General features: G+C 47.6%; 14 protein-coding genes. 6 read left to right on the plus strand and 8 right to left on the minus strand.

All coding sequences use genetic code 11. The annotated features are described in order from the left end of the window. The first annotated feature begins 3 nt into the window (after positions 1 to 3). The 4 genes from TBC1_RS01690 (at position 4) to TBC1_RS01705 (ending at position 3747) form a co-directional block, all read left to right on the plus strand. Complete coding sequence (locus TBC1_RS01690; RefSeq protein WP_062037585.1) at positions 4 to 1044, plus strand: endonuclease/exonuclease/phosphatase family protein; 1041 nt, start codon at positions 4 to 6, stop codon at positions 1042 to 1044. 75 nt (positions 1045 to 1119) lie between these two features. Further along, the gene (locus TBC1_RS01695) at positions 1120 to 1851 is read left to right on the plus strand and encodes a polyprenol monophosphomannose synthase (protein WP_062037588.1); all 732 of its coding nucleotides are present in this window, start codon (positions 1120 to 1122) and stop codon (positions 1849 to 1851) included. 79 nt (positions 1852 to 1930) lie between these two features. Next, entirely contained in the window at positions 1931 to 3286 is a 1356-nt protein-coding gene (locus TBC1_RS01700) for a dihydroorotase (protein ID WP_062042645.1), read from the plus strand. Positions 3287 to 3309: 23 nt separating this feature from the next. After that, positions 3310 to 3747, plus strand: coding sequence for a toxin-antitoxin system YwqK family antitoxin (locus tag TBC1_RS01705; RefSeq protein ID WP_062037591.1), 438 nt, complete (start codon positions 3310 to 3312; stop codon positions 3745 to 3747). Positions 3748 to 3808: 61 nt separating this feature from the next. On the opposite strand, the gene TBC1_RS01710 is transcribed toward TBC1_RS01705, so the two are convergent. The 7 genes from TBC1_RS01710 to TBC1_RS01740 form a co-directional block, all read right to left on the minus strand. After that, positions 3809 to 4540 carry an outer membrane lipoprotein-sorting protein gene (locus tag TBC1_RS01710; RefSeq protein WP_062037594.1) on the minus strand — a complete coding sequence of 244 codons (732 nt, stop codon included), beginning with the start codon at positions 4538 to 4540 and terminating at the stop codon, positions 3809 to 3811. Between the two features lie 115 nt (positions 4541 to 4655). Next, complete coding sequence (locus TBC1_RS01715; RefSeq protein WP_062037597.1) at positions 4656 to 5930, minus strand: ABC transporter permease; 1275 nt, start codon at positions 5928 to 5930, stop codon at positions 4656 to 4658. Beyond that, on the minus strand, positions 5927 to 7102 hold the full coding sequence (locus TBC1_RS01720) for an ABC transporter permease (protein WP_062037598.1): 1176 nt from the start codon (positions 7100 to 7102) through the stop codon (positions 5927 to 5929). Before TBC1_RS01720 ends, TBC1_RS01715 begins: the two co-directional genes overlap by 4 nt. Before the next feature lie 12 nt (positions 7103 to 7114). Beyond that, positions 7115 to 7816 carry an ABC transporter ATP-binding protein gene (locus TBC1_RS01725; protein ID WP_062037601.1) on the minus strand — a complete coding sequence of 234 codons (702 nt, stop codon included), beginning with the start codon at positions 7814 to 7816 and terminating at the stop codon, positions 7115 to 7117. 16 nt (positions 7817 to 7832) lie between these two features. Beyond that, positions 7833 to 8969, minus strand: a complete 1137-nt coding sequence (locus TBC1_RS01730) for a hypothetical protein (protein WP_062037602.1) — start codon at positions 8967 to 8969, stop codon at positions 7833 to 7835. A 2-nt stretch (positions 8970 to 8971) separates the two neighbouring features. Next, complete coding sequence (locus TBC1_RS01735) at positions 8972 to 9577, minus strand: TetR/AcrR family transcriptional regulator (RefSeq protein WP_062037605.1); 606 nt, start codon at positions 9575 to 9577, stop codon at positions 8972 to 8974. Between the two features lie 400 nt (positions 9578 to 9977). Then, on the minus strand, positions 9978 to 11582 hold the full coding sequence (locus TBC1_RS01740) for a fumarate hydratase (RefSeq protein ID WP_062037608.1): 1605 nt from the start codon (positions 11580 to 11582) through the stop codon (positions 9978 to 9980). A 180-nt stretch (positions 11583 to 11762) separates the two neighbouring features. Here TBC1_RS01740 and TBC1_RS01745 point away from each other — a divergent pair, with 180 nt between their 5' ends. Both TBC1_RS01745 and TBC1_RS01750 read left to right on the plus strand, forming a co-directional pair. Beyond that, a complete protein-coding gene (locus TBC1_RS01745) occupies positions 11763 to 12020 on the plus strand; it encodes a hypothetical protein (protein WP_062037611.1) in 258 nt (85 codons plus the stop codon). Between the two features lie 54 nt (positions 12021 to 12074). Beyond that, positions 12075 to 13031, plus strand: coding sequence for a T9SS type A sorting domain-containing protein (locus TBC1_RS01750; RefSeq protein ID WP_062037614.1), 957 nt, complete (start codon positions 12075 to 12077; stop codon positions 13029 to 13031). Positions 13032 to 13104: 73 nt separating this feature from the next. Here the strand turns inward: TBC1_RS01750 and TBC1_RS01755 are convergent, their stop codons facing one another. Beyond that, a complete protein-coding gene (locus tag TBC1_RS01755; protein WP_062037617.1) occupies positions 13105 to 16143 on the minus strand; it encodes a hybrid sensor histidine kinase/response regulator in 3039 nt (1012 codons plus the stop codon). Positions 16144 to 16168 lie beyond the last annotated feature (25 nt).

Raw genomic sequence — 16168 nt, forward strand, 5'->3', positions numbered from 1 at the left:
ATAATGAATCTACAGCCCCTTCGTGTCAGTCTGGCTCTGGGAATCCTGATGTCCGGACTCCTTTTTGTCATTCAGGCTTGTGCCCAGGATAAAAAGTTTCTGGCTACATCCATCGCATTTTATAATGTTGAGAATCTTTTTGATACCATAGATGATCCTAACACAAATGATGCGGAGTTTCTTCCAGCCGGTATCAACCGTTGGACCAGCCAACGCTATCAGGCAAAACTTTCGAATATGGCCAGGGTAATAGCCGGCATCGGAAGTGAACTGGTGGCAGGAGGCCCGGCTATCATAGGCCTTTCCGAAATTGAGAATCGGCTCGTAATGGAAGACCTGATCAAAACACCTCCCTTAAAGGAGCTGGGATATGAAATTGTGCATTTTGATTCTCCTGACAGGCGGGGAATAGATGTAGGACTTCTTTACAAGCCTTCTGTATTCAAGGTTATTCATGCCACCTCCAACCGTCTTTTTATGCCGGGTCGTCCCGATTTTTTCAGCCGCGACCAGCTGGTGGTAACAGGTGAACTTCATGGCGATCTGATCAGTGTAATTGTCAATCACTGGCCATCACGCCGCAGCGGCCCCGAATATCGCGAAGAAGCTGCAAGACTCAGCAGGCAGCTGACCGACTCCCTGATGAAACAGCACCGGCAAGCCAAAATCTTTGTGATGGGCGATCTGAATGATGACCCGACCGACCGTAGTGTAGCCAAAGTCCTCGGCGCCAAAGGCAAAGCGGAAGATGTCAGAAAGGGAGATCTTTTCAATCCTATGTGGCAGCTTTTCCGTGATGGTATCGGTTCACTGGCATACCGTGATGCGTGGAACCTGTTCGACCAGATTATCATTTCCGAAGCTGTGCTCAATGCCAATAAAGGGTGGAAATTTTATAAGGCAAAGATTTATAATGAAAAATTTCTGATCCAGAAAGAAGGCCCTTATGCCGGTTACCCATTCCGCACTTTTGCGGGCGGGGCCTATGCCGGAGGATACAGCGACCATTTTCCTGTTTATCTTTTCCTTTTAAAGGAAAAGTAAGTGCAGCGGGTTAACATAATTTAAGTTTTGTAATAATATATTTTACCGTAATTTCGTTCGTTTAAAAACATTCCCGTGAAAGACAGTCTGGTTGTTATCCCCACTTACAATGAAAAGGAAAACATCGAACGCATCATCCGTAAGGTGTTTTCACTTGAAAAGGAATTTGATGTACTGATTGTTGAGGACAATTCTCCTGATGGTACTGCTGAAATCGTCCGCAGGCTGATGCAGGAATATCCCGGCCGGCTCCATATGGAAGAGCGCAAAGGTAAGCTGGGCCTTGGCACGGCATACATTCACGGGTTTAAATGGGCACTGCAGCGCGAATATGAGTTTATTTTCGAAATGGATGCCGATTTTTCGCACAATCCCGACGACCTGCTTCGTTTATATGATGCCTGTGCCAACCAGGGGGCCGATGTGGCGATCGGATCAAGGTATATCAAGGGCGTCAATGTGGTGAACTGGCCGATGGGCCGGGTATTGATGTCATACTTCGCCTCCTATTATGTACGCATGGTCACCAGGATGAAAATCATGGATACCACTGCCGGTTTCAAGTGTTACAGGCGCCGCCTGCTGCAAACCATCGATTTCAGTAAGATTAAATTCACCGGTTATGCATTTCAGATTGAAATGAAATATACTGCCTGGAAGCTTGGATTTAAAATTATTGAGGTTCCCATCATTTTCACCGACCGCACCGAAGGTCAGTCAAAAATGAGTCGTGGTATTTTCAGGGAGGCCATTCTGGGCGTTATACAACTCAGATTCAAGCGCATCCGGCCTGTAAAAGCTGCCTGACCCCTGGTTCATTCCCCCTCTTTTATTTGTACCTTTGCACAACAGTATGCATGCAGCATGCTTGGATCAAGATTTCAGCATGGACAAAAAATACCTGATTACCGGAGCAACCCTGATTAATGAAGGGCGGTCTTATAAAGGAAGTGTGCTGATTGCCGGCGGAATGATCAACAGAGTAACAGACGATGAGAAATCTGTGATTTTAGAAGGCGATACGGATGTAGAGCTGATTGACGGCGGCGGCAAGTGGTTGATTCCCGGTGTGATTGACGATCAGGTGCATTTCCGCGATCCGGGCCTTACCCACAAGGCCGATCTGTACACCGAAAGCCGGGCAGCCGTGGCCGGAGGTGTTACTTCGTTCATGGAAATGCCCAACACGGTTCCCAATACACTCACCCAGGAACTGCTGGAGAAGAAATACCGCATGGCTTCTGAAAAGTCGCTGGCAAATTACTCTTTTTATATGGGAGCTTCCAACGACAACCTTGCAGAGATTGTAAAAACAGATCCCCGCACCGTATGCGGTATCAAGGTATTTATGGGTGCTTCAACCGGAAATATGCTGGTTGATAAAGCCGAAACCCTGGAAGGGATATTCAGGGACGCACCGGTGCTCGTTGCTGTCCATTGCGAGGATGAGGCAACAATCAGGAATAATACCGCGCTGATGCGGGAAAGATTTGGGGATGAAATACTCCTTGAGCTTCATCCGCTGATCCGCAGCCGTGAAGCCTGTTACAAATCCAGTTCATTTGCAGTCGATCTTGCCCGAAAATTCAATACCCGGCTGCACCTCCTGCACCTTTCCACCGCTGAAGAGATGCAACTGCTTTCAGATGCTCCGGCCGATGGCAATAAGCGCATTACCGCCGAGGTCTGCGTCCACCATCTCTGGTTTTCCGATCAGGATTATGCCCGCCTGGGCGCACGCATCAAATGGAACCCGGCCATCAAATCAGCCGCCGACAGGGAGGCCCTGATGCAGGCACTGCTGGATGGCAGAATAGATGTAGTGGCTACCGACCATGCCCCGCATACCTTGCAGGAGAAGTCAAACTCTTATTTTTCCTGCCCCTCGGGAGGCCCTTTGGTGCAGCATTCGCTGGTGGCAATGCTCGAGCTGAGCCGTGCAGGAAAAATATCGCCCGAATTGGTGGTGGAAAAAATGTGTCATGCTCCGGCACGCATCTTTGGTATTGACCGCAGAGGTTATATCCGCGAAGGATATCATGCCGACCTCGTGCTGATTGATCCTGATGCACCCTGGGAAGTCAGACCGGATAATATCCATTATAAATGCGGATGGTCTCCGCTTGAAGGGGAGATCTTTCATTCAGGAATAACCCATACCTTTGTCGGTGGTCATCTGGCCTGGCATAACGGCAGTTTTGACAACAGCAAGCCGGGAAGCAGGCTGCTTTTTAACAGATAATAACCATAACTCTATCTTACTGAATGAAACAATTCTTGTTTTTTTTCGCTGCATTCTTGCTGCTTACTTCGTGTAACAAACCATATGTTAAAAAGGAACTGTTTGAGGACGGTTCCGTGAAATCGGAGAAAACCTTTAAAAAGACCGATGGTAAAGAGGAACTTTTAAAAGAGGTGGTTTTCCATCAGAACGGAAAAAAATACATTGAAGGAAATTATAAGAATGGCCTGAGGGAGGGTTACTGGGCTTCATGGTATGACGACGGCACCCTCTGGAGCGAAGGTGAATTCAGGGATGGTGAAAGCCATGGAAAGCGCAGCGTTTTTCATCCCAACGGAACCCTGTATTATGAAGGCCGTTTTGATATGGGTAAAAGGGTCGGCGTATGGAAGTTTTATGATGAAAATGGCGGCCTGGTGAATGAAATTGATTACGACAAGGCCCCTGAAATGCGCAATTAGGCAGTCAGTGAGGTAGCTGGTTTTCTGAATGCTGCTTTTTTAAAGTTGAATTCCGGCAGTTTTACTGTTTCAGTGCAGCTTTTGAGAATATATATTCCGGAATCTGCTGGTCGAAGCTGATACGGGTGATGGTGAACTCCGTGCCTTCGCCCTGTTTGAGCATATCCTTGTATTTTACCGTTGTCGGAAACCACCGGCCCTGCACCTTGATTACATCCTTCATTTCCATAAGCTTCAGCATTTTACCGCTTTTGGCATAGAGCTCCTGTTTCAGCGGAACAAACCTTTCGGCATCAACCCATAATTTCTGTTTATAATAGGCGATATCAGGCACCCTGGCCGTTAATTCAAGCACATAAACCCGGCGGTCTCCGATCATCGCCTCTCCGGTAACCCTGGCATTATAGACCTCACTGAGTTTCCGGTCGTCCATCATATCCTCATAGGAAAGATCGCTGCCCATCACCGATTGTCTGAGCATATGGCCGGAAATCTGAATCGTCCGGTCGGTGGAGGGTGAATAAATCCACAATTGCTTGTCCAGTTTCAGCATTTTAGTGCCTTTTTCCGAAGCCGGAGAAAGGTACTCGGTAAATGACTGTCTGCTGCCTTCCGAATAACTCTTTGAAGTGATGGTCCGGCTGCTTCTTTTGCCGTGAATGGTCATGCTGGACTCAAATACACGGTTTTCTGATGACATATTGGCATCAATTTTTTCAAGGATGGTGTTTGCATCCTGAGCCTGCAAAATATTGAACAGCAGGGTCAGCGCGATGAGCAATATTGATTTCATATAGCCGGTTGAATTTTTGAGTTTGAACTGTTTGTTGGCATTCTGTTAAAAAGTGTACCCATGAATTATCATTGCCTGTTCACGTCAGGCATCCCGGGAGTTTGCAACCGGGCATTCAGGCTTCAAGTTCTTTGAAAAGTCTTGCTGTTTGCCGCCTGTAAATGCCGATTCCTGAAAGCATTGTTCCCAGCACAGTTGAAATCAGTCCGGGAATAAACCCGATGTAAAAGTCGGGAGGAGTAATCCGGGCCCTGATGGTATCGGGGAACATCACCGAAGCGCCCCGCATCATCCCTGAAATGTTGATACCATAAGTCTGTATCAGCCAGGCGAAAAAGAGTCCCAGGGCTGTGCCAAGGACAGAACCGGCAAGCCCGATGATCACCGATTCCCAGATCATGCTCCGGTAAACATGGCCTTTCTCTTCACCCATGGCCAGCCGTATGCCAACTTCACCGTAGCGGCGCAGGCCGCCAAGCAGGCCTGCATTCCAAAGCACCAGCGACATGGCAAAAATAAAGATCAGTGAAACGTACATTGACCAGATTTCCGACATTGCTACATACTGCCCCATGTTCCCTTGCTGGCTTAGGCTTTTCATTACCGGGGCGAATTCGTCGGCATCCGTTGTGTACTTCTTATTAAAATCTCCGGCCATTTCATTGGCCTTTGTATTGTCGTAGAAACCTGTATTCATGAATCCCAGGATTTCTCCGGCGGCATCCGGCATATCGAGGGCCATGCGTACGTCCCTGATATCGGCAATGATGGTCCCTCTGTCCATGATTTCAACGCCGAAAGCGATGGTACCGGCAACTATAAAGTTGTACATGGTCATGCTTCCGTTCATGGAGGAACCGATCAGGGTAACTGTATCACCCGGGGTTACTTTCAGTTTCAGGGCGAAGGCATCGCTCAGGAGGATTTCACCCGGGCCTGACGGCATTTTTCCCTGCCTGAGGGCTTTCTCCAGGTTCAGGCGTTGGGTTTCTCTGCTTTGTGCCGATAACAGATCAATGCCGAAGCCCATAGCCGGCCCCTGTGATCGCGTTTCTCCCTGTGAATCCGGAGCATCGATCAGACCTCCGAACTTTATTCGGGCGGCCCATTCAGTATCAGGATATTCGTGGCTGAGTGTTGTAAGCAGTTCCTCCACATTCATCAGTGCCAGGTCAACCGGCATCTGATCCATGTTTTCGGCATAAGCTGCTGACATAACTTTTATGTGGCCGTTTGTGAACCGGGCATTCATTTCGATGGTATCGCCCATGAAACCGGTGATATAGGCGTGCATTAGCACCGTGAGCGTAACGCCGATGGTTACCACGATGATTGGCAGCCGGCTGCGGCTTTTATCACGCCACAGACCTATGATCAGAAATTTTATCATTGTAGTTTCCCCCTTAAAGCATCGGTTGGATTCATTTTGGCAATTTTCCGCGATGGCAGATAACTCACGATGGTGGTGGTGATGGTAACAATCACGATGGTGGTGATGACAAGGCCGAGGCTGTAGACAGGGTAAAGGGTCTGGGCGATGGCCATGCCGAATTCGCTGGTGTCAACGGGCATGGTCCAGCCCGCTTTGGCCTGCCAGGCCAGGAAAGGCAGACCATAGGCCGCCGCAACAAATGCCGCCAATACGGCATGCATACTTCCCTCAACGGTAAAAAGCCCGACCACCTGCTGTCGCGTATAGCCCAGCGCTATATAGGTTCCGATTTCTTTCTGCCGCCTGAATATGGAGAGCACCTGGGTGTCGAAAATGGCCAGCATGGCCAGCAGGAGCAGGATGCCATAAAGTATGGACTGGGCGGCCGATTTGGTTTTGATCATTTCATCCACCTGCCGGGTAAGCTGCTCCCTGGTTTTCAGCACCCATCCGGCCGCTTCCTGCCGGGGAACATCACTGCTGCGAAAGGTAACCATGGTCGCTTCACCCGGTAGCAACATCATTTCCTGAAGTTTATCCAGGGCAATATAAACCTGTCCGGCATCAATAGCCGGCACACTGGCAGTGAAAATACCGCAGATCAGGATGTCAGTGGCATCAAAGGTGCCATTGGCATCGCGCCAGCGAAGGGTAACATAATCGCCTGTTTTTAACCGGCTGGTTTTGGCCATCATTGAGCCGATAATGGCCGGAATGGCATCGGTGGCTGAATCAAGCACCCGGGTCGGCAATTGAAAAATTGACTGTTCAGGGTTGATTCCCCTGACAATCACCTGCATCATGCGTCCTTCGGGAAAAATGCTGCCCTGTGTAATCAATACCGGCTCCATTTCACCGGCGGTGATTTCGGGCAGGAATTCGACCGGCAATGGAGCATGACTTTCGGTAAGGGTAAAGGGATCGTATGGATCGTAGGCTTCATGCCAGTATTGCCCTCCGCCGATTTCCCAGTTGGTCATGTCGGTTTTTGCCTGGTGGTCCCAACCCGTCATTACACCTTTCAGCCAGATAATGACGACAAATGAGAACGACAGCACAATCACATTGAGCCAGGTTCTCAGTCCGGCGCCGATCAGGTTGCGGTATGCCAGTTTGATAGCTAATTTCATGGCTTATAGGGATTAATTTGATCTGATGATTTCATCTTTGTCAACCCGGCCGTCGAGCAGGAATATTTTCCGGTGAAGGTAACTGATCACCTTGTCGTCATGGGTGGCGAAAATAAAAGTGGTTTTCAGTTCCCGGTTGAGGGTTTCCATGGTTTGCAGGATATGGTGCGAATTGTCGGCATCAAGATTGGCCGTAGGTTCATCGGCCAGTACCAGGGATGGCTTTTTCACCATGGCCCTGGCAATGGCAACCCGCTGGCATTGTCCTCCGGAGAGCTGGGGCGGCTTTGATTTTGCTTTATCGGTCAGCCCTACCCATTCCAGGGCTTCCATGGTCATCCGGTGCCTTTCGGCGGACGGCAGGTTGAGCAAAAGCAACGGAAATTCAACGTTTTCGTAAACAGTATGTACGGCCAGGAGATTGTAGCTTTGAAAGATAAACCCAATGTTCTCCTTTCGCAGGCGCGCTGCCTGCTTGGCGTTGAGTTTTCCGATAGACCTGCCAAGTACCAGTGCTTCCCCTTCGGAGGGCACATCCAGCGAACCCAGGATGTTGAGCAGGGTGGTCTTGCCTGATCCGCTCGGGCCGATTAGTCCGGCAAATTCACCGTTGCCGAAGTTCAGGCTGATGCCGCGCAGGGCCGTGAACTCCTCTTTCCCCATGGGGAAACGTTTTACAAGGTTGTTAATGCTGATAACGCTGTTGTTTTCCATGAACGATCGCCTTTGTTTAATGCGTGTAAACCATCATGATTTGTATGCCTTTTCCGGCAAAGTAATTGTTTGCTGAACCCTGTGAAGGGATCAGGTAAGTTTCGGGATTGTAATATGCCATAAGATAAAACTGAAAAGCACCGATCAGCTTTTTATAGTTGACAAAACTATAGGCATTCCGGTTTCCCCAGTCAAAGTAAACAATGGAACTGATATTGCCGGTGATACTGAGGGGGTAGGAGAGTGATACTCCGGTAAAAACGAGAGAGTTCTTATACCGGAAGACTTTTTCTCCTGTTGCGGCAATCAGGTTTTCGGCAATAACATTCAAGCCATTACCGATGCCAAAAGTATAATCCGTTCCCAGGGTGAGCAGATCCTGATGAGTCAGGTTGCCGAAATCCTGCAAGCCGGTATGGGTGGCTTCGAACCACAGGCCGGCGCCGGCATCCCATCTGCCATCTATGCCAAAGCGGTTCTCCGGCATTCTGGCGACTTGCGCAAGCCCTGCCGGGTTTTCGCGGGTGTCGGTGATCCGGTGATGGTAGCTCAGCCCGATTTCTCCTGAGAAAACAGGCAGTTGCACCCGCCCGCCCGCTTCAGGGATTTTTGCGTTGGTTCTGGTGATTTCCCAGGTTTTGGGTTTATCCGAAGGGTAAAGCGCCCAGAGCCAGATATTGGCATTGTTAAGAAAGTAGTATCTGCCCAGCAATCCCCAGACACCATCTGTAAGCTGCAAGGGATCGCGGGGATCCACCTGATCAAACCACATCAGCGGCCTCAGCATCTGCGCCGATCCGAAGTTGATTTTCTGCATTCCAAGGCGTAACTCAAACTGCTTGCCGGAGTAACGCAACCAGGCGCGGTAGGGTTTCAGGTTGCCGTCTAAACCCAGCGAATCAAACGGCCTTATGCCCGCGTGGCCCTGTATATTGAAGGACAGTTCAAAGTCCAGAAGGCTGCCCGGCCTGCCTGTTTCATAGTTAAGGCGCGGAATATAGCGGATTCCGGGCATGAGTGAAACATCCTGTCCGGGATTGTAATTCAGCCAGGCGGAAGCCTGACCCCCGAAATACAGCGAATCGCGGTGTTGGGCAGCCGCTCCTTTGATAAGGAAAACAGTCAGTATCGTTATGAATGCCAGCCGGTACATCTCTATTGGTTTTCAGGTACAAAGGGGTCCGGGGATATTCCGTAGGTGAATAAACGGGCCAGCTCCATGATTACCCCTGCAGGACCTCCACAGAGACCGGTCAGGTAAGGATCGTTGAAAAGGTCCGTTACCTTTTGCGAAATGTACAGTAGTATCTCAGGCTTCATGTCTTTCCGGAATTCCCCCCGCTGCTGCGCCTGCCTGTATACATCCAGAATGGTTTCCCACGATGATGCGGTCTTTTGTTCAATGTGCGCTTTCAGCCCGCTTTCGTTGTCTGAATAGAAATCACGGATAAAATCACCGCTTATGTTCTTTACAGATTCTGATTTCATCTGCAATATGTGCTTCATTTTTTCAGGAACAGATATTCCGGATTGCATGATCTTCCGGAACTGCTCCATACTCTTTTCCAATTCGTTGTCAAAAATTTTCTTTGCCAGGGTTGCTTTATCATTAAAATAGCGGTAAAAGGTCATTTTGCTGACACCGGCTGCTTTACATATCTCATCAACCGAAACTTTCCGGAAGCCATACTTCCAGAAAAGTTCGCGCCCCGCTTCCAGTATGGCAGCCTCTTTTTTACTTTCAGGCTTTACGACAAACATAATAATGTTACTAAAACAGTACAAAAATACAATTATAGTATAGTTTTGTCAAGTTTTTCCGTAAATATTTTTTACGGAAATTCGACTAAAATTGTAATATATTGTTATTCAATATACTATATGGAAAAACATGTCAATTGTAAGGTTTGAATGGGATAAGAAGTAAAGAGTTGCCTGTGCATGACCAATGGGGCACCTCCTGCGGACGCCATAGTGGTAAGCAGTTTGAAGGGCCACTTCAGGATTCTTTCCTGATTTCAGGAATCGGCTTCGGTTCTTTCTTTAACCTTATAAAGGACAACCGGAAAAGATGATCCCGGAAAGGATGAAATTGCTGCAAAGCAATGCAGACGTTTCAAAGGTAGTCTGTTTAATTCAATAAAGAACTCCTGACAAAGTTTCAGAGTTGTTCAAAAAAGTCATTTCCTTTATCGTCGACAATAATAAAGGCCGGGAAGTTTTCAACTTTGATTTTCCGGACAGCCTCCATCCCCAATTCTTCAAAATCAATGACTTCAACGGACTTAATGTTGGATTTGGCCAGGATGGCGGCAGGACCTCCGATGGAACCGAGGTAGAATCCGCCGTTTTGTTTGCAGGCTTCTGTAACGGCTTTACTGCGGTTTCCCTTGGCAAGCATAATCAGGGAACCGCCCATTTTCTGGAATTGATCCACGTAAACGTCCATCCGTCCGGCAGTGGTAGGGCCGAAACTTCCCGAGGCCATTCCTTTGGGAGTTTTGGCCGGGCCCGCATAATAGACAGGGTGGTTCTTAAAATAGTCGGGCATGGGTTTGCCCTCATCGATCATTTGTTTGATGCGGGCATGGGCAATGTCGCGGGCTACCACCAGTGTGCCGTTAAGACTCAGCCTGGTTTTTACGGGGTATTTCGACAACTCGTCCAGAACTTCCTCCATCGGCCGGTCGAGGTTGATCTCAACGGCAGGTTTCATCCCGGGGGCTGAAGCCGGGACATACTTCGCAGGATTTTTTTCCAGTTCTTCCAGAAAGATACCCTCTTCGGTGATCTTTGCCCTGATATTCCGGTCGGCACTGCAACTGACCCCTATGCCTACGGGACAGGAAGCAGCATGCCGCGGCAAACGGATCACCCTGACATCATGCACAAAATATTTGCCGCCAAACTGCGCCCCAATGCCGACTTCCTGACAGATACGGGTAATTTTTTCTTCCCATTCGAGGTCGCGGAATGCCTGACCACCTTCGTTACCACTGGTGGGCAGGTGATCGTAATAACCTGCAGAGGCCTTTTTTACGGCTGTAAGCGTGGCTTCCGCCGAAGTGCCCCCGATGACCACGGCCAGGTGGTATGGCGGACAGGCGGAAGTACCCAGGTCCATGATCTTTTCGCGGATGAATTTTTTCAGCGATTCCTCGTTAAGTAAAGATTTGGTTTGCTGATACAGAAATGATTTGTTCGCGGAACCGCCGCCTTTGGTAATAAACAGAAATTCATATTTGTTTCCGGGCTCAGTGTAAAGATCAATCTGGGCGGGCAGATTGGTTCCGGTATTTTTTTCTTCTGTCATGGTAAACGGAACCACCATGGAATAGCGGAGATTGCGGTCGCGGTAGGTTTCAAAAATGCCTTTCGAAAGATATTCGGCATCATCCGCTCCGGTATAAACATTTTCGCCCTTTTTACCGATCACGATGGCCGTTCCGGTATCCTGGCAGGTGGGCAGTTCACCCTCTGCCGATACCACCTGATTCATCAGCATGGTGTGGGCCACAAACCGGTCGTTGTCAGTAGCTTCGGGATCCGAAAGGATGTCGGCCAGCTTCTGCAGATGCCCGGGTCTCAGATAAAAGGATACGTCAGAAATGGCTTCACGGGCCAGCAGAGATAGTCCCTCAGGTGCGACTTTCAGAATTTTCCGCCCGTCGGTCTCAACGGTTGAAACAAATTCAGTGGTCAGTAACTTATAAGGCGTAAGGTCCTTCGTTACCGGGAATGGTTTCTGGTATCTGAAATCAGCCATAATGGTATTGTTTTAATATGTTATTGTATATCAGTTAAAATCCGAAGAGGATTTTGTATTTTATTGTCATGATAAAGATAAGAATAAACAAGGCTGCCTTTACTGATTTTCAACACCTGCTTAAGCAATCAGCTATGAATTGGCTACTACTGTATTCTTAAACAATTCAATTACAGTTGAATGCTAAATGATATTAATTTTATACCGGCAGCAATATTCAGTCAAAAAATCCGGGAACAGGTAGTTATTACCGGTGCATTTTCCCGGTCTGACAAAATCCGGATGCAGAGCCGGAAAAAGAATGAAAATTTTGATATTTATTTTGTCGTATTAATAAATATGTCAGATGGTTGGATGATATTGTTATTCACAGCACCCGGAACTATTTGCTTTGTTCTTGGTTTTACTGGTCATTCTGAGAATATTTTCTCATCGTGATGATCAAAAAGAATTTTTATGTGTTAATTTTGTATTGTTAAAAGAGGAGGTTGCATGAAAAAAATTACACTATTATTCCTGTTTGTTTCAGCTGTGGGCATTTTGTTTGCTCAACAGGTGCGTCATTATAACTTCGAGAATTCATTGAATGAAGTTGGCGGGCTGAGTCCGGCGCTGACGGTATTGGGAGAGCAGGGCAGTTTTGTGCTTGATACGCTGAATGAGGTAAACCAGGACACCAAGATTGTTTACCGTTTTGTCAGAAACAGCGGCTTGCAGTTCGACAATGTTGCCGCCGGCAATTTTCTGGGTGACAATTATACCATTGAAATATACTTTGTTTTTGATGAATTGAGCAGCTGGAAACGGGTGGTTGACTGGAAAAACAGGAAAACGGACTGGGGAGCCTATGTTTATTACGGAGAGTTGAATTTTTATAATATTCTCTATAGTCAGGAGGCTCCTGTTGAAGCCGGGGAATATACCTATTATGTGATTACCCGAACGGCGGCCTCGGGGCAGGTGTTGATATATACCGACGCCGAAGTGAAAATTGATTTTATTGATAACGGAGGTCATGCATTAATAGACCAGGACGGGGTGCTTAACTTTTTCCACGATGATCTTATTGTGCCCAACGAAGCCTCAGCCGGTGCGGTAGCCATGATAAAACTGTATGATTATCCTTTAACTGACACCGAGATATCCCGGAACTGGGAAAGCCTCGGAAGTCAGGTATTTGGAATCAACCGGCCGGTTGAGCGGGTGACTGCCCCGGTTTATCCGAATCCGGCACTGAATGCCTTCACCGCAGATTTATCCCGTTTCAGGCAGGAAAAGCCTGTAGCGTTAAGCTTATTTAATCAGGAGGGGAGATTGGTATACACGACGACCTCTGCGGCAGGTGCAGGCAGGGTTGAAATAGGTACAGGAATCCTGTCTCCGGGTCTTTACCTTTTAAAGGCTACTCAGGATAATCTGGAGGCTGTCAGCCGGGTTATTGTCCGGTAGTCTTTCCTGTCTGTATAGGGAATCAGATGGTTTCTCCGGAAGTTTTTTTACTCCGGGATTGAAATCTGAATTTTTATTCTTCCGGTCCGGGCCAGTTGATCAGGCTTTGCAAAAGGCTGAAAAGGTCCTTGCCGTGAAATGGTTTGGCGATATAGTCATCACAGCCGGCCTCCAGGCATTTCTCACGGTCTTGCACACTTCCGTAAGCTGTTACCGCGACTATCTTTATACCGGGTTTGTACATCCGGATCTGCCTCACCGCTTCAGTTCCGTCCATGCCGGGCATTTTTATATCCATCAGGATTATATCAATCTTGCTTTCGCCTTTTACCAGCGCGATGGCTTCGGGCCCGCCTGATGCCGTAAATATACGGCAGTCATGCTTACTGAGCAGTTTCTTGATAAAGAGCCTGTTGATGGCTTCGTCTTCAACGATCAGGATAGCCGGCCTGTAGCCGCTGATACTGACAGTCTCCGGTTTGGCGGATTCATTCTGGGTTTCTTTGCCGGGAATTCTTACCGGAAAGGTCAGGTTTATAGAAGTGCCTGTTCCCTTCACAGAGGATACTTTGATTTCACCTCCAAGCAATACAGTTGAACCCTGAACAATTGAAAGACCCAGCCCTGTGCTGTTTTTTATCCTTGTTGAATACACATTTTCCTGCATAAAAGGTTCAAATATCAGTGGAAGGTATTCTTCGGATATGCCGATTCCTGTGTCAGTTACTTCGATATTAATTGCATTTTCCGTGATTGTGTATTTTATTTTTACTTCACCTTTTTCAGTGAATTTTACGGCATTATCCGTTATTTCTTCCAGTATTCTTTTGAGAATTACTTTATCGGTAATTACCAGCGAGGCATTCTCACTGCCGTTCATTACAAGGTTTAATTCAATTCCTTTATGCTGGGCAACAGGTTTAAAATGGTGGTACACTTCCTTTAGCAGGTCTGTAAACCGGAAAACGCCCTCATTCTTAACCATATTTCCTGACATCAGCAGTGAAATCTCCATGATGTTATCAATGGTTTTGGTCAGCCTGGTGACACTCTTGTCCAGGAAACTTATAAATTCCTGGTTTTCTTTTTCGGTGTATTCCCCTGACCCGATCAGTTGCGCGAATCCGAATATCCCGTTCAGAGGGGTGCGAATCTCGTGAGAGATATTTTTCATGAAGGTGGTTTTAAGCCGGTTGCTGGCTTCCGCTTTTTCTTTGGCCCTGATCAGTTCATGCTGTATTTCTATCAATTCGGTAATGTCCGTAATGGTGCCGATAAAACCTTTCACCTGTCCGTCAACCACCTCGGGGACTGCCTGGCCCTGTACCCAGATTATGCTGCCGTTGGGCCTGACAAAACGGTATTCCGAAATCACGGGAATCTTTTGTTTTACAGCTTTTTTCCATTCACACATCCGCTCATTTCTGTCATCAGGATGTATTGCGGCAAGGTATTTATCCTGCAGGGCCTCATCGAACGAAAGGCCTGAAAGGGCAGACCACTTTGGATTGACAAAGGTAGTTTTACCTTCGGCATCGGTTCTGAATATTCCGACAGGTGCCATTCGTGTAAGGGCTTCAAACAAGCGGCGGCTTTCGCTCAGCGCTTCTTCGGTTTTTTTTCGTTTGGTGATATCCGAAAAAGTAGCTACCATTTTTCCGGGGGCGGTTTGAAAGGCCTTCACTTCAAATGCTCCGGAAATCTTATTATCGGTATAATCAAGCTGCTCGGCAATCCATGCCCTGTTGTTGATAGCGGCATTCTTGTAAAACTCGGCTATATCCGTGCCTTTCAGATTGGGAAAGGCTTTCCCGATTTCCATTCCGATGTACCGGGAGTTGTCGAGCCCGAGAATCCGGTCAGCGGCGGGATTGGCTCTCGTAAAGATCAGCCGGCCGTCACCGTCCAGTTCGTAAAAATGCATGCCAATGGGTGCATTTTCAATCATTTGCCGGTACAGGTTTTCACTTCGTTGAAGTGCCTCCACTGCTTCAAGCCGATTTGAAACGTTTTGACCACTTGTTCTGATACCAATGAGATTACCATTATTATCCAGGATCTGCGTCCAGGAAATTGAAAGCCAAAAGCATGACCCATCTTTTCTCCTGCATCTGATTACACTCTCTTTGCCGGTCTTTTCCCTGAGGCCATCCTCTAGAATTCTCCTTGCACTTTCACGGTCTTGTTCTGTGATTAGTACTTCAATCACATCAGGCATTGCAATAATCTCTTCCGGAGTATAACCGGTAAACCGCTCTGCTGCGGGATTGGTCCATACAATTTTCCCTTTCTCATTGAAAAGAGATTCCCAGTTAGCGGTATAATTGGCAATATTCCTGAATTTCTGCTCACTCTCTCTGAGTGCCAGTTCGGCCATTTTGCGTTCAGTTATATCGTTGGAGACCGATAATATGCCCCGTTCTCCGCCGGGAAGCCGGACAAGTGACTCTGTGAGCAACGAATAATAGTAGGAGCCGTCTTTGCGCCTGCTGGTTACTTCGTGCTCAAGTAACTGGCCATTCAGGATCTTTTTTATATTATGATTTACCATGCCGGCGCTTTCAGGAAGTGCCAGCACGCTTACATGGCTGCCAATCAACTCATCTCTTGTATAGTTGGTTGATCTGCAGGAAGACTGATTGACATCGATGATAATCCCATCTTCATTCAGTAACAGAATCCCGGAAGGGGATGTTTCGAAAAGAGTCTGATATAAGTCCCGGTGTGCTGTTTTATCGCTTTTGTACAAGGTTTGCAACGATTCCGGTTTTGCCGGTTGCGTCAGCTCAATAGCTGTCCAGATCCATCCATTCGCTGTTTGATGATCAGCAAATCCGGATATCGAAATATTGAACCATCCGTTTAATTGCTCGCTCCAGATTTCTTTGAAATCATATTTTTGTTTCACGGCATTTCCGGCACGTGGAATTTTGGCTTTCCAGAAAACAGATTTGCCTTTAAGAGGTAATAATTCCGATCCGGCCCTTTTACAGAGAGCTGAATTCGCATGGACGATTTTCTTCTTACCGTTTGTGATACACACATATACATTCATTGCATCAAAAATCCCGTAAGGTCCTGATGCTGATTTTATGTTTTCCTGTGTTTTCATGAATTCCCGCCTTTCATGTTTTCTT

The organism is Lentimicrobium saccharophilum, assembly GCF_001192835.1.
In the GTDB taxonomy this organism is placed as follows: domain Bacteria; phylum Bacteroidota; class Bacteroidia; order Bacteroidales; family Lentimicrobiaceae; genus Lentimicrobium; species Lentimicrobium saccharophilum.

What these genes read in the sequence shown, in the direction of transcription:
- TBC1_RS01690 (WP_062037585.1), top strand. Translation starts at nt 4, where the DNA reads ATGAATCTACAGCCCCTTCGTGTCAGTCTGGCTCTGGGAATCCTGATG.
- TBC1_RS01700 (WP_062042645.1), top strand. Translation starts at nt 1,931, where the DNA reads ATGGACAAAAAATACCTGATTACCGGAGCAACCCTGATTAATGAAGGG.
- TBC1_RS01705 (WP_062037591.1), top strand. Translation starts at nt 3,310, where the DNA reads ATGAAACAATTCTTGTTTTTTTTCGCTGCATTCTTGCTGCTTACTTCG.
- TBC1_RS01710 (WP_062037594.1), bottom strand. Translation starts at nt 4,540, where the DNA reads ATGAAATCAATATTGCTCATCGCGCTGACCCTGCTGTTCAATATTTTG.
- TBC1_RS01715 (WP_062037597.1), bottom strand. Translation starts at nt 5,930, where the DNA reads ATGATAAAATTTCTGATCATAGGTCTGTGGCGTGATAAAAGCCGCAGC.
- TBC1_RS01720 (WP_062037598.1), bottom strand. Translation starts at nt 7,102, where the DNA reads ATGAAATTAGCTATCAAACTGGCATACCGCAACCTGATCGGCGCCGGA.
- TBC1_RS01725 (WP_062037601.1), bottom strand. Translation starts at nt 7,816, where the DNA reads ATGGAAAACAACAGCGTTATCAGCATTAACAACCTTGTAAAACGTTTC.
- TBC1_RS01730 (WP_062037602.1), bottom strand. Translation starts at nt 8,969, where the DNA reads ATGTACCGGCTGGCATTCATAACGATACTGACTGTTTTCCTTATCAAA.
- TBC1_RS01735 (WP_062037605.1), bottom strand. Translation starts at nt 9,577, where the DNA reads ATGTTTGTCGTAAAGCCTGAAAGTAAAAAAGAGGCTGCCATACTGGAA.
- TBC1_RS01740 (WP_062037608.1), bottom strand. Translation starts at nt 11,582, where the DNA reads ATGGCTGATTTCAGATACCAGAAACCATTCCCGGTAACGAAGGACCTT.
- TBC1_RS01745 (WP_062037611.1), top strand. Translation starts at nt 11,763, where the DNA reads ATGCTAAATGATATTAATTTTATACCGGCAGCAATATTCAGTCAAAAA.
- TBC1_RS01750 (WP_062037614.1), top strand. Translation starts at nt 12,075, where the DNA reads ATGAAAAAAATTACACTATTATTCCTGTTTGTTTCAGCTGTGGGCATT.
- TBC1_RS01755 (WP_062037617.1), bottom strand. Translation starts at nt 16,143, where the DNA reads ATGAAAACACAGGAAAACATAAAATCAGCATCAGGACCTTACGGGATT.